Source organism: Bacillus sp. FSL W8-1202, from assembly GCF_038006165.1.
Taxonomy (GTDB): domain Bacteria; phylum Bacillota; class Bacilli; order Bacillales; family Bacillaceae; genus Bacillus; species Bacillus subtilis.
Map to the genome: position 1 here is coordinate 3,383,820 of NZ_JBBOUR010000001.1, position 13,058 is coordinate 3,396,877.

Consider the following 13,058-nt stretch of genomic DNA (forward strand, 5'->3'; position numbering starts at 1 on the left):
TAAACTGATTTCTCGTCTATTATACAGAAATGTTTGACAAAAGCGGTTCATTTGAGCAGTTTATATGACGGGAAAGAAATGACTTGATATAATCAATCTCTAAAAACCTTACGGGAGGCGAAAGAAATGACCAGAAAATTATTTACACCTATTACAATTAAAGATATGACGTTAAAAAACCGCATTGTCATGTCGCCAATGTGCATGTATTCTTCTCATGAAAAGGACGGAAAATTAACACCGTTCCACATGGCACATTACATATCGCGCGCAATCGGCCAGGTCGGACTGATTATTGTAGAGGCGTCAGCGGTTAACCCTCAAGGACGAATCACTGACCAAGACTTAGGCATTTGGAGCGACGAGCATATTGAAGGCTTTGCAAAACTGACTGAGCAGGTCAAAGAACAAGGTTCAAAAATCGGCATTCAGCTTGCCCATGCCGGACGTAAAGCTGAGCTTGAAGGAGATATCTTCGCTCCATCGGCGATTGCGTTTGACGAACAATCAGCAACACCTGTAGAAATGTCAGCAGAAAAAGTAAAAGAAACGGTCCAGGAGTTCAAGCAAGCGGCTGCCCGCGCAAAAGAAGCCGGCTTTGATGTGATTGAAATTCATGCGGCGCACGGATATTTAATTCATGAATTTTTGTCTCCGCTTTCCAACCATCGCACAGATGAATATGGCGGCTCACCTGAAAACCGCTATCGTTTCTTGAGAGAGATCATTGATGAAGTCAAACAAGTATGGGACGGTCCTTTATTTGTCCGTGTATCTGCTTCTGACTACACTGATAAAGGCTTAGACATTGCCGATCACATCGGTTTTGCAAAATGGATGAAGGAGCAGGGTGTTGACTTAATTGACTGCAGCTCAGGCGCCCTTGTTCACGCAGACATTAACGTATTCCCTGGCTATCAGGTCAGCTTCGCTGAGAAAATCCGTGAACAGGCGGACATGGCTACTGGTGCCGTCGGCATGATTACAGACGGTTCAATGGCTGAAGAAATTCTGCAAAACGGACGTGCCGACCTCATCTTTATCGGCAGAGAGCTTTTGCGGGATCCATTCTTTGCAAGAACTGCTGCGAAACAGCTCAATACAGAGATTCCGGCCCCTGTTCAATACGAAAGAGGCTGGTAATGCCATAAGAGATATCCTGTAGAGGATATCTCTTTTTTTATTTTTAGAGAAACGATCGGCTAAGGTTCTCCGTCTCCCTAGTAGAACCAATTAGAGGAGATGACTCCAATGAAATCAGCTTGGATGGAAAAGACATATACAATTGACGGATGTGCGTTTCATACACAGCACCGGAAAGGATCAAGCGGTGTAACGATTGTCTTTGAGGCCGGCTATGGTACTTCTTCTGAGACGTGGAAACCATTAATGGCGGACATTGATGATGAATTTGGCATTTTCACATATGATCGGGCAGGCATAGGAAAAAGCGGGCAAAGCAGAGCTAAACGAACAGCTGATCAACAAGTGAAAGAATTGGAGAGTTTGCTTAAAGCAGCTGATGTAAAACCTCCTTATTTGGCTGTTTCACACTCATACGGAGCTGTCATCACCGGTTTATGGGCCTGCAAAAACAAGCATGATATTATCGGCATGGTCCTTCTTGACCCAGCTTTAGGCGATTGCGCCAGCTTTACCTTTATACCCGAAGAAATGCACAAATCACATACGAGAAAGATGATGCTTGAGGGCACACATGCAGAGTTTTCAAAAAGTCTGCAGGAGCTCAAAAAGCGGCAAGTCCACTTAGGAAACATGCCTCTTCTTGTGTTGTCATCAGGAGAACGGACTGAGAAATTCGCTGCTGAACAGGAGTGGCAAAACTTGCACAGCAGCATATTGTCTCTATCTAACCAAAGCGGCTGGATTCAAGCTAAAAACAGCTCCCACAACATCCATCATGATGAACCTCATATCGTTCACTTGGCTATTTATGACGTATGGTGCGCAGCGTGCCAGCAGGCCGCTCCTCTTTACCAGGCAGTCAATTAACGTAAAAAAAGACCGGGCCGTAAGGGATTCCCGGTCTTTTATATTATTTTGTTTCACGGTGAAGGGTATATTTCTTTAAACGCGGTGAATATTTTTTCAGCTCCAAACGGTCTGGATTGGTGCGTTTATTTTTTGTTGTGATGTAATTTCGGTCTCCCGTTTCAGTGCAGGCTAAAGTAACATTTACTCTCATAAACATCTCCTTATAAAGCGTAATGATTACGTTTTATTATACAACGTCATAACAAATTGTCAAATAAGAGCTCCGCCTTCAGCCTCGCGGGACGTTTACCTCTAAGAAATCATATGCCGCCACGCTATTGGGGAAAACGTCAACCGCTTCTTTTTGAAGCTCCAAAGAAGCATCTCCCTGATATCTTGCGCTGATATGGGTTAAAATGAGCTGCTTCGCTCTTGCTTCTTTCGCTGTTACAGCCGCTTGTTCCGTTGTACTGTGATAATAATCATAAGCAAGTTTACGGTCTTCCTTAGCAAAGGTTGCTTCATGAACAAGCACATCACAATCCCTCGCAAGCTCTTTTAGTTTGTCACTTACTCTCGTATCACCGGAGAACACAACAGATCTTCCCTTTTTAGGAGGCTCAAGAAACTCATTCCCATTGATGATTCGTCCGTCTTCAAGCGTTACCGTTTCGCCTTTTTTGATTTTCTGATATACAGGTCCGGGCGGGATGTTCATTTCTTTTAATACGTCAGCCTTCAAGGAACCCGGTACGTCTTTTTCCTGCACACGGTACCCGAAGGCTTCCACTCCATGAATAACAGATACCGCTGTGACAATAAACTGATCGTCCTCAAACACGATTCCTTCTTCAATTTCCTGGATCGCAAGCGGATATGTCAAATGGGTTTTCGTGACGGCAAGGCTTGTTTCAATAAACGCCTTGATCCCTTTAGGTCCGTACACTGTCAGCTCGTCCTCTCCGCCTTGAAAGGAACGGCTCCCCAGAAGCCCCGGAAGTCCGTATACATGATCGCCGTGCATGTGTGTAATAAAGATTTTCTCTATTTTACGAGGTTTAATCGTTGTATGTAAAATTTGATGCTGTGTGGCTTCCCCGCAGTCAAAAAGCCATACCGAACGCCTTTCTTCAAGCAATTTTAATGCCACCGACGTTACATTTCTCGCCTTGGCGGGGATGCCGGCTCCCGTCCCTAAAAAAAGTAATTCCACGTTTCCTTCCTCCTACTAGAACCAGATACCTACAAGAATACAGGATCAAGCGGAAAATGTGAATCTTGCCTCTGAAAAGAACAATCCTTTCGTGCTAGAAACATTTTTTCAGCATTCTGCTTAAAAAAGGGCTTAAATGTTTGCTTTCGTTGAATTTTAGATTTAAAATGAAGGAAATATACGGGGTGTACTAAAATAAAGCTTCGAATAAAGTGAGGTACTTTTAGTGAAAACAAACCAACAACCAAAAGCAGTAATTGTCATATTCGGTGCAACTGGAGACTTAGCAAAACGAAAATTGTATCCGTCTATTCACCGTTTATATCAAAACGGACAAATCGGAGAAGAGTTTGCAGTGGTAGGAGTTGGAAGAAGACCTTGGTCTAATGAGGATCTTCGCCAAACTGTTAAAACATCCATTTCCTCATCTGCAGATAAGCATATAGATGATTTCACGTCTCATTTTTACTATCACCCGTTTGACGTGACAAACCCTGGTTCTTATCAAGAGCTAAACGTATTGCTTAACCAGCTGGAAGATACATATCAAATTCCTAACAACAGAATGTTCTACTTGGCAATGGCTCCTGAATTCTTCGGAACGATTGCAAAAACATTAAAATCAGAGGGTGTAACAGCTACAACCGGCTGGTCCCGCCTTGTCATCGAAAAACCGTTCGGCCATGATCTGCCAAGCGCACAGGCATTGAATAAAGAAATCCGCGAAGCATTTACGGAAGATCAAATTTACAGAATCGACCATTATCTAGGCAAACAAATGGTTCAGAACATTGAAGTGATTCGATTTGCCAATGCGATTTTCGAACCGCTTTGGACAAACCGCTACATTTCAAACATTCAAATCACATCTAGCGAATCACTAGGCGTTGAAGACCGCGCAAGATATTACGAAAAATCAGGCGCCCTTCGCGACATGGTGCAAAACCATATTATGCAGATGGTTGCCCTTCTTGCAATGGAGCCGCCTATCAAATTGAACACAGAAGAAATCCGCAGCGAAAAAGTGAAGGTGCTGAGAGCACTGCGTCCTATTGCAAAAGACGAAGTGGATGAATACTTTGTGCGCGGACAATATCAAGCTGGTGAAATTGACGGTGTACCGGTTCCTGCTTATACAGATGAAGATAATGTCGCTCCTGACTCCAATACAGAAACCTTTGTTGCCGGCAAGCTCCTGATCGACAACTTCAGATGGGCTGGTGTTCCATTCTACATCAGAACCGGAAAACGAATGAAAGAAAAGTCCACAAAAATTGTCGTTCAATTTAAGGACATTCCGATGAACCTGTACTACGGTAATGAAAACAACATGAATCCGAACTTGCTTGTCATTCATATTCAGCCTGACGAAGGCATTACGCTTTACTTAAATGCTAAAAAGCTTGGCGGAGCAGCACACGCACAGCCAATCAAACTCGATTATTGCAGCAATTGCAATGACGAGTTGAACACCCCTGAAGCATATGAAAAACTAATTCACGACTGTCTTCTTGGCGATGCAACAAACTTTGCACACTGGGATGAAGTTGCCCTTTCTTGGAGCTTTGTCGACTCTATTTCTGAAACATGGGCAGCAAACAAAACCTTATCTCCTAACTACGAATCAGGCTCAATGGGACCGAAAGAATCTGATGATCTTTTGGTGAAAGACGGCTTACACTGGTGGAATATATAATAAGAAGAAAAAAGCCGAAAATGTTTACAAGCATTTTCGGCTTTTTTTACGCTGAACAAAGGTATAACAATCTCCTTAATAACAAAACCCCCAAAGCTTAAGAGCTTCGGGGGTTTCTATTGATTACTTCATCCATTCAGTATGGAAGATGCCTTCTTTGTCAGTACGCTCATAAGTATGAGCGCCAAAGTAGTCGCGCTGTGCTTGAATTAAGTTTGCAGGCAGTACGGCTGTGCGGTAGCTGTCATAGTAGGCTAATGCGCTTGAGAATGATGGCACCGGCACACCTTGGGCAACTGCAAGTGAAATCACTTGGCGAAGCGCTCCTTGATAGCTTTCTACAATATTCTTGAAATAGCTGTCAAGAAGCAGGTTGTCAAGCTCAGGCTCGCGATCGTAAGCTTCTTTGATCTTCTGAAGGAATGCCGCGCGAATGATGCAACCACCGCGGAAGATCATAGCGATTTCACCATATTTCAGATCCCAGTTGTATTCTTCAGAAGCAGCTTTCATTTGGGCAAATCCTTGCGCGTATGAACAGATTTTACTCATGAACAACGCTTTTCTGACCGCTTCAATCAGCTCTTCTTTATTTTCTGTAACAGGCTTCACTTCTGGTCCTGAAAGAAGTCCGCTCGCTTTTACACGCTCTTCCTTCATAGCTGAGATAAAGCGTGCGAATACAGATTCAGTAATAATCGGAAGCGGAACGCCTAAGTCAAGTGCGCTTTGGCTTGTCCATTTTCCTGTTCCTTTTTGGCCTGCTTTATCAAGAATCACATCAACAAGCGGTTTGCCTGTCTCTTCGTCTTTTTTTGTGAAGATGTCAGCCGTAATCTCAATCAGGTAGCTATCAAGCTCACCTTTATTCCATTCAGCGAAAACTTCATGAAGCTCATCAGCAGAAAGGCCCAGCACCTGTTTCAGAATGAAATATGATTCAGAGATCAGCTGCATATCTCCGTATTCAATTCCGTTGTGCACCATTTTTACGTAATGGCCGGCGCCGTCCGGACCGATATATGTCGTACAAGGTTCTCCGTCAACTTTTGCAGAAATGGCTTCAAGAATCGGTTTTACAAGCTCATGTGCTTCTTTTTGTCCGCCAGGCATGATAGAAGGTCCTTTAAGCGCTCCTTCTTCTCCGCCGGAAACGCCTGTTCCGATAAAATGAATGCCGCTTTCAGCGAGTTCTTTGTTACGGCGCTGTGTATCTTTATAGTATGTATTACCGCCGTCAATTAAAATATCATCCTTCTCTAGATGAGGAAGAAGAGATTGAATTGTCGCATCTGTTGCAGTTCCCGCTTTAACCATTAATAAGATTTTGCGCGGTGTTTCCAAGGATTGGACAAATTCTTCAATGCTGTAAGTGCCAACAACATTTTTTCCTTTTGCCTCCTGTAAAAACTCCTCAGTTTTACTGCTTGATCTGTTGTAAACAGAAACAGAAAATCCCCGGCTTTCGATATTTAAAGCCAGATTTTTACCCATGACCGCAAGTCCGATAACGCCGATTTGTTGTTTTGACATATTCTAACGTCCCTTCTGCAAACGTTTAATCATTTTAAAATTTAAATTAAAATAAAATGATATTTATAATAAAGAAATTACCATACATTCACCCTTTTTTTCAAGCGATTCAGCTTTTCTTTTCATCTTGAAAAAAATCTTTATTAAAGCTTGTTCCCTTTGTTTTGCTCTCCTCTTTTTTTAACGTTGCCCCTTTTCTGATCAGTTTGGTACCGTACTTTTTATTCAGCTTTTCCATCATCTGCTGAATGGGCTCATCCTTCGCATCTTCATTAAAGCTGAACAAATCGAGCTGTTTATAGGCCTGCTCTTTTTCTACTAAATCCGTTCCGGTAATGCCAAGCAGCCTGACAGGATTTTTATTCCAATGTTTAAAAAAGAGGTGCTCCGCTTCTTTCAAAATGTCATTTTTTTGATCAATCGGGTTTCTCAGCGTAGTGCTTCTTGTGATGGTTTTCCAATCCGCATATCTAATCATAATAAAAAGCTTCGAAGCCATGACTTCCTTGCGCTGTAAACGGTCACTCACAGAAGCGGCAAGCTTTCTAAAGACGCCTAACAGCTCTTCTTCATCACTGGAATCATGGGAAAGTGTCGATGAGTTGCCGACGCTTTTAAATTCGTAAATGCGCTCCGGGTCAACCGGCGCATGGTGAATGCCATTTGCTTTATTTTTCAGGCGCGGACCGTTGATGCCAAGCAGGCGCTTCAGCGAGTGTTCATCAGCTGCAGCTAGCTCTCCGATTGTATGGATGCCGAGTCCCTTCAGTTTTTCCGCTGTCTTTTTGCCGACTCCGTGCATCTCTCCAACAGGAAGCGGCCACAGGATGTCGGGCACTTGCCTCTTTCTTAAGATCGTAATTCCAAGCGGTTTTTTCATATCAGACGCCATCTTAGCGAGAAATTTATTCGGTGCAATCCCTATGCTTGACGGGAGCAGCAGCTCTTTTTGCAGCCTGCTTTGGATTTCTTTTGCCGTCTCTAGAGCGCGGCTATTGTATGGTGTATCGGTCATGTCCATATAGCCTTCGTCGATGGAGACAGGCTCCACTAGGTCAGTATATTCACGAAGAATGGTAAACATCGCTCGTGAAGAGTTTCTATAGCGGTCAAAGTTCGGCGGAAGAACGATGAGCTCAGGACAATGGCGCTTCGCTTGCCAAACCGGCATCGTTGTTTTGACGCCGCGCGCTCTTGCTTCGTAGCTGCATGTTACCACAATGCCCTTTCGCTCCTTTACGTTTCCGGCAACTGCGACCGGCTTTCCCCGGAGAGCCGGATCATATGCCATTTCAACCGACGCATAAAAGCTATTCATATCAATATGGAAAATAATTCGGCTCTTTCCCGGCATAAACAAATCTCCTTTTCGGTCATTAGACAACAGCTTGTACATATAGTAAAATGAAGCTATTGAATGGATGTGATGACAATGTTTGTGGAATCGATAAATGACGTTTTATTCTTAGTCGATTTTTTCACAATTATTCTTCCTGCTCTAACGGCAATCGGGATTGCATTTCTCTTACGGGAGTGCCGTGCGGGCGAGCAATGGAAATCAAAACGAACAGATGAACATCAGACGGTCTTTCACATTAACCGAACAGACTTTCTTATTATTATATATCATCGCATTACAACTTGGATACGTAAAGTCTTCCGCATGAATTCGCCTGTGAACGATGAGGAAGACGCCGGTTCTCTTCTTTTATAAACCGCATTTATAAAAAGGAGGAGAACAAAATTGTTAAAAACATATCAAAAACTTTTGGCTATGGGTATCTTTTTGATCGTATTATGCTCGGGCAATGCTGCATTTGCAGCGACTAATCAGGTGGGAGGCCTCAGCAACGTAGGTTTTTTCCACGATTATTTAATCGAACCGTTTTCCGCTCTGCTTAAGGGTGTTGCCGGGCTGTTTCACGGAGAATACGGACTCTCTATTATCCTCGTAACCATTATTGTGCGTATAGTTGTATTGCCTTTGTTTGTTAATCAGTTCAAAAAACAGCGCATCTTCCAAGAGAAAATGGCCGTTATTAAACCTCAGGTTGACAGTATCCAGGTTAAGTTGAAAAAGACGAAGGACCCGGAAAAGCAAAAAGAGCTGCAAATGGAAATGATGAAGCTGTATCAGGAGCATAATATCAACCCGCTTGCGATGGGCTGTCTTCCAATGCTGATTCAGTCTCCGATTATGATTGGGCTTTATTACGCGATTCGCTCAACACCTGAAATTGCGTCACACTCGTTTCTATGGTTCAGTTTAGGGCAATCTGATATTCTCATGTCCCTTAGTGCAGGGATTATGTATTTTGTCCAAGCCTATATCGCTCAAAAACTGAGCGCGAAATATTCCGCTGTCCCGCAAAACCCTGCGGCACAGCAATCCGCAAAATTGATGGTGTTCATCTTCCCTGTGATGATGACGATTTTCTCGCTTAATGTTCCGGCAGCCCTTCCGCTGTACTGGTTTACAAGCGGACTGTTTTTGACAGTGCAAAACATCGTCCTTCAGATGACGCATCATAAAAGCAAAAAAACAGCCGCTCTTACTGAGTCGGTGAAATAAAAAAGCAACCCCGTGCGAAAAGCCGGGGTTGTTTTTTGTTACTTGCAAAGCATACCGCGCCAAACAGTCTTGTTTATCATGGCTGAAGCAGAAATGGCCATCCTAAAAAATAGCCGTATCGTTTAAAAAGAAGGAAATCGGGAATACCTTTACTCACCTCCAACCGAAAGGAGCATATACGTTGACGGAACGCTTTCAGCAAAAAAATATTTCTGTACCTGATGGAATCTGGATCATGAGACAAACCTGGAATGATGTCTTATTTGCCCACTGGCCTGTTGATGTTTCTATCCTTCGCGCTTTGGTACCGTCCGTTTTAGAATTAGATACATATAACGGGCAAGCTTGGATCATCATGCTTCCCTTTATGCTCACGAACCTGAGGGCGCGTTATCTTCCTGTCATTCCCGGTGCGCGTGCATTTCCTGAGCTTAACCTCCGCACCTATGTCACGTATAAAGGCAAGCCCGGCATTTATTTTTTTAGCTTAGATGCCGATCATCGTCTGGCGGTCCTTGGCGCTCGCACATTCTTTCATCTGCCTTATTTTTACGCGGATATGAAGTCCGAAAAAAACGGTGCTGCCATTGACTATGTCAGCAAGCGGAAAAATGACAAAGAAGCAGCATTCCACGCCGCATACCGGCCCATTTCAGCGCCTTTTACAGCAGAAAAGGATTCGCTCGATTACTGGCTGACAGAACGGTATAGACTCTATACTACCAATCAAAACAAACTCTATTACGAAGACATCCATCATCATCCATGGCTGCTGCAAAACGCCGAAGCGGAAATTTCAGTCAATACGGTGACTGATGCTCACGGCATTACATTGCCAGAGTCAGACCCCTTGCTTCATTACGCTAAAAAACAGGATGTGTTATTTTGGCCGCTTAGGAAATGGAGCTAAAAAAACCCGATGCGGGAAATCGCACTCGGGTTTTCTTTTTTTATTTTGCCGCCTCTTCAATAATGGCAACAACCATTTCTGCCGTTTTAACGAGCTCTTCGATCGGCATTTTTTCATTTTTTGTATGGATTTGCTCATAACCGACAGCAAGATTGACCGTCGGGATGCCATGACCAGCGATTACGTTCGCGTCGCTTCCGCCGCCGCTCGTTTGCAGCTCGCTTGGACGTCCGATTTTAGCAGCCGCTTTTTTCGCGATTTCAACAACTTGGTCGCCGTCTTGATATTTAAAGCCCGGATACATAACCTCAATTTCGACTTCTGCGCGTCCGCCCATATCAGCAGCTGCCTCTTCAAAAGCAGCTTTCATTTTTTGAACCTGAGCTTCCATTTTCTCAGGAACTAAAGAGCGCGCTTCAGCAAGAATATGAACTTCGTCGCACACAATGTTTGTTTGTGTGCCGCCTTCAAACCGGCCGATATTAGCTGTTGTTTCTTCATCGATACGGCCCAATGGCATTTTTGAAATGGCTTTGCTAGCGATTGTAATCGCTGAAATGCCTTTTTCAGGTTCAACCCCGGCGTGAGCGGTTTTCCCGAAAATTGCCGCTCTTACCTTCGCCTGTGTCGGCGCGGCCACAATGATATTTCCGACTTTTCCGTCTGAATCAAGAGCATAGCCGTAGGATGCAGTGATCATAGAACGGTCAAGAGCCTTCGCTCCGATCAGACCCGATTCTTCCCCTACTGTGATGATGAATTCAATCGTGCCGTGTTCAATGTTTTCTTCTTTCAGCACCTTAATCGCCTCAAACATTGCAGCCAATCCCGCTTTATCATCAGCGCCTAAAATCGTCGTGCCGTCAGTTTTGACGTAACCGTTCTCTACAACTGGTTTTACGCCGTTTCCGGGTACAACTGTGTCCATATGAGATGTAAAATAGATCGTATCTGTTTGTTTTGTCCCTTTTAGCGTGCAAATCAGGTTACCGGCTTCGTGGCCCGTGATATCCATTGTATCGTCTTCTTTAACGTCCACACCTAAATCAGAAAATTTTCGTTTCAGCACTTTGCAGATTTCAGCTTCGTGCTTTGTTTCTGAGTCAATTTGGACAAGCTCTAAAAATTCTTCCAGCAGGCGTTTTTCATTCACCATTTGTAAGTCCCTCCATATTAAAGCGGTATGTTACCGTGCTTTTTTTTCGGTCTCTCTTCTGTCTTATGTGCAAGCATATGAAAAGCTTGAATCAGTTTTCCCCTTGATTCTTCCGGCAAAATGATGTCATCGACCATTCCACAAGCGGCCGCTTTGTATGGGCCGGCGTTTTGCTTTTTGTATTCAGCTGTTTTTTCGCGTTTCGTCTTTTGCGGGTCAGCTGAAGCTTTGATTTCCTTTTCATACAAAATCGATGCCGCACCTTCTGGACCCATCACTGCGATTTCAGCATTCGGCCATGCAAACACAAGGTCCGCTCCGATCGATTTGCTGTTCATGGCCACATAGGCGCCGCCGTACGCTTTTCTAATGATGAGTGTGACTTTTGGGACAGTCGCTTCAGCATAAGCAAACAATAATTTTGCTCCATGCCTGATGATTCCATTGTGCTCTTGCTGAATACCCGGCAGAAACCCCGGGACATCTTCGACAGTCAATAGCGGGATATCAAATGCGTCACAAAAACGGATGAACCTTGCTGCTTTATCAGCAGCGTCAATCGTCAGGCTTCCCGCCAGATGCTTCGGCTGGCTCGCCACGATGCCGATTGCTTTTTCACCCAGCCTTGCAAACCCAATGACAATGTTCTTCGCAAAAAATGGCTGAATCTCAAAAAAAGATTGCGGGTCAGCCAGCTCCCTAATCACCTTCCGAACATCATAAGGCTTTGTCGTATCAGCAGGGACAAGACGGTTTAATAACGGTCTGGACGCCTCTTTCTCTGGCTTTGGCTCTGTTGTCCGGCCATTCAGCGGCAAATAAGACAGCAGTTTTCTCACCCCTGTCAGAACCTCCTTCTCCGTATGTCCGGAAAAGTGGGCGTTTCCGCTGACGGCATTATGTATCCCCGCTCCGCCTAAGCTCTCCGCATCAACCTGTTCCCCTGTCACTTTTTCAATCACCTTCGGGCCGGTAATAAACATCCGGCCGGTCTGTTCAGCCATAAATATAAAATCTGTGAGTGCCGGATAATATACAGCGCCTCCAGCGCACGGCCCTAAAATAACCGATATTTGCGGAATGACTCCGGAATATAAGACGTTTCGGTAAAATATGTGACCGTATCCATCTAATGATACCACACCCTCTTGAATTCTCGCACCACCTGAGTCATTCAGCCCGATAATCGGCGCTCTATTTTTTGCTGCCAGATCCATCAAAGCGCAGATTTTCCTGGCATGGGTTTCGCCAAGCGCCCCTCCGAACACTGTGAAGTCTTGCGCAAATACATAAACTGAGCGGCCGTCAATTGTGCCGTACCCTGTCACGACCCCATCCCCTAACATGCGCTGTTCTCTTGTTAACACTTGACTTTCCATGAAGGGGTGTAATTCGATAAAGCTGTCCTGATCTAGAAGAAATATGATCCTTTCCCGAGCAGTGAGCTTGCCCTTTTGCCGCTGCTGAGCCAGCTTTTCCCGTCCTCCGCCTTCTTCTGCCTGCTTGCGTTTCGTGTATAAATGATCCATGTGCTCATTCATGTTCATTCTGTTGATCTCCTTTCGGTTCACAAAGCTCTACAAGAACACCGTTTGTTTCCCGAGGGGAAATAAACGCGATCTTTTTCCCGTTCGCCCCCTGTCTTGGAAACCTGTCAATCAATTGAACATGCCGGTCAGACAATGCTTGAAGCTGTTCAGATAGGCCGTTGCACAAAAACGCAATATGATGCAGTCCCTGCCCTTTCTTCTCCAAAAATAAACGGACGGGGCTGTCAGCTGTCAACGGCTCTATCAGCTCAAGTTTGACGCTACCAGCTTGAAAAAAAGCAACATTCACCTTTTGCTCTTCAACCGTTTCTTGATGAAGAAATGCAAGCCCCAATACATTTTCATAAAAGCTTCTTGCATCTTTTATCGAAAAAACGGCTATCCCGATATGGTCAAGCCTGTTCATTTTCATCCCTGCTTTCGCTAATAGATA

The 13,058-nt window shown here is 44.4% G+C and carries 13 protein-coding genes; 6 read left to right on the plus strand and 7 right to left on the minus strand.

Annotation, left to right across the window (positions count from 1 at the left end; translation table 11 throughout):
* Positions 1–126 precede the first annotated feature (126 nt).
* Both namA and NSQ09_RS17840 read left to right on the plus strand, forming a co-directional pair.
* Positions 127–1,143, plus strand: a complete 1,017-nt coding sequence (namA, locus tag NSQ09_RS17835; RefSeq protein WP_129137772.1) for an NADPH dehydrogenase NamA — start codon at positions 127–129, stop codon at positions 1,141–1,143.
* A gap of 108 nt (positions 1,144–1,251) precedes the next feature.
* Complete coding sequence (locus NSQ09_RS17840) at positions 1,252–2,013, plus strand: alpha/beta fold hydrolase (protein WP_003230373.1); 762 nt, start codon at positions 1,252–1,254, stop codon at positions 2,011–2,013.
* 43 nt (positions 2,014–2,056) lie between these two features.
* On the opposite strand, the gene rpmG is transcribed toward NSQ09_RS17840, so the two are convergent.
* Positions 2,057–2,206: a 50S ribosomal protein L33 gene (gene rpmG, locus NSQ09_RS17845; RefSeq protein ID WP_003226511.1), complete on the minus strand. Its 150-nt coding sequence runs from the start codon at positions 2,204–2,206 to the stop codon at positions 2,057–2,059.
* A gap of 78 nt (positions 2,207–2,284) precedes the next feature.
* A complete protein-coding gene (gene rnz / locus NSQ09_RS17850) occupies positions 2,285–3,208 on the minus strand; it encodes a ribonuclease Z (RefSeq protein WP_003230369.1) in 924 nt (307 codons plus the stop codon).
* Between the two features lie 226 nt (positions 3,209–3,434).
* Here rnz and zwf point away from each other — a divergent pair, with 226 nt between their 5' ends.
* Positions 3,435–4,904, plus strand: coding sequence for a glucose-6-phosphate dehydrogenase (zwf, locus tag NSQ09_RS17855; protein WP_003230367.1), 1,470 nt, complete (start codon positions 3,435–3,437; stop codon positions 4,902–4,904).
* A 123-nt stretch (positions 4,905–5,027) separates the two neighbouring features.
* Here the strand turns inward: zwf and gndA are convergent, their stop codons facing one another.
* Positions 5,028–6,437 carry an NADP-dependent phosphogluconate dehydrogenase gene (gndA, locus tag NSQ09_RS17860; protein ID WP_003230365.1) on the minus strand — a complete coding sequence of 470 codons (1,410 nt, stop codon included), beginning with the start codon at positions 6,435–6,437 and terminating at the stop codon, positions 5,028–5,030.
* Between the two features lie 109 nt (positions 6,438–6,546).
* Complete coding sequence (locus tag NSQ09_RS17865; RefSeq protein ID WP_251233045.1) at positions 6,547–7,791, minus strand: DNA polymerase IV; 1,245 nt, start codon at positions 7,789–7,791, stop codon at positions 6,547–6,549.
* Between the two features lie 72 nt (positions 7,792–7,863).
* Here NSQ09_RS17865 and mifM point away from each other — a divergent pair, with 72 nt between their 5' ends.
* The 3 genes from mifM to NSQ09_RS17880 all read left to right on the plus strand — a co-directional run bounded on the left by mifM (position 7,864) and on the right by NSQ09_RS17880 (position 9,919).
* Entirely contained in the window at positions 7,864–8,151 is a 288-nt protein-coding gene (gene mifM / locus NSQ09_RS17870; protein WP_010886563.1) for a membrane protein insertion/folding monitor MifM, read from the plus strand.
* Between the two features lie 30 nt (positions 8,152–8,181).
* A complete protein-coding gene (locus NSQ09_RS17875) occupies positions 8,182–9,009 on the plus strand; it encodes a membrane protein insertase YidC (RefSeq protein WP_003230359.1) in 828 nt (275 codons plus the stop codon).
* Positions 9,010–9,190: 181 nt separating this feature from the next.
* Complete coding sequence (locus NSQ09_RS17880; protein ID WP_341032245.1) at positions 9,191–9,919, plus strand: YqjF family protein; 729 nt, start codon at positions 9,191–9,193, stop codon at positions 9,917–9,919.
* Positions 9,920–9,959: 40 nt separating this feature from the next.
* Here NSQ09_RS17880 and NSQ09_RS17885 read toward each other — a convergent pair whose 3' ends face one another.
* The 3 genes from NSQ09_RS17885 to mce are packed head-to-tail and all read right to left on the minus strand — an operon-like array spanning position 9,960 to position 13,031.
* A complete protein-coding gene (locus NSQ09_RS17885) occupies positions 9,960–11,075 on the minus strand; it encodes a tripeptidase T (protein ID WP_029317945.1) in 1,116 nt (371 codons plus the stop codon).
* 17 nt (positions 11,076–11,092) lie between these two features.
* Positions 11,093–12,616 carry an acyl-CoA carboxylase subunit beta gene (locus NSQ09_RS17890; RefSeq protein WP_129138078.1) on the minus strand — a complete coding sequence of 508 codons (1,524 nt, stop codon included), beginning with the start codon at positions 12,614–12,616 and terminating at the stop codon, positions 11,093–11,095.
* Positions 12,609–13,031, minus strand: coding sequence for a methylmalonyl-CoA epimerase (mce, locus tag NSQ09_RS17895; RefSeq protein WP_014480205.1), 423 nt, complete (start codon positions 13,029–13,031; stop codon positions 12,609–12,611). Before mce ends, NSQ09_RS17890 begins: the two co-directional genes overlap by 8 nt.
* Positions 13,032–13,058: the final 27 nt, after the last annotated feature.

Bases quoted from the DNA above. Each gene is read 5' to 3' on its own strand.
- namA (WP_129137772.1), top strand. From the start codon at position 127: ATGACCAGAAAATTATTTACACCTATTACAATTAAAGATATGACGTTA.
- NSQ09_RS17840 (WP_003230373.1), top strand. From the start codon at position 1,252: ATGAAATCAGCTTGGATGGAAAAGACATATACAATTGACGGATGTGCG.
- rpmG (WP_003226511.1), bottom strand. From the start codon at position 2,206: ATGAGAGTAAATGTTACTTTAGCCTGCACTGAAACGGGAGACCGAAAT.
- gndA (WP_003230365.1), bottom strand. From the start codon at position 6,437: ATGTCAAAACAACAAATCGGCGTTATCGGACTTGCGGTCATGGGTAAA.
- NSQ09_RS17865 (WP_251233045.1), bottom strand. From the start codon at position 7,791: ATGCCGGGAAAGAGCCGAATTATTTTCCATATTGATATGAATAGCTTT.
- mifM (WP_010886563.1), top strand. From the start codon at position 7,864: ATGACAATGTTTGTGGAATCGATAAATGACGTTTTATTCTTAGTCGAT.
- NSQ09_RS17885 (WP_029317945.1), bottom strand. From the start codon at position 11,075: ATGGTGAATGAAAAACGCCTGCTGGAAGAATTTTTAGAGCTTGTCCAA.
- NSQ09_RS17890 (WP_129138078.1), bottom strand. From the start codon at position 12,616: ATGAATGAGCACATGGATCATTTATACACGAAACGCAAGCAGGCAGAA.
- mce (WP_014480205.1), bottom strand. From the start codon at position 13,031: ATGAACAGGCTTGACCATATCGGGATAGCCGTTTTTTCGATAAAAGAT.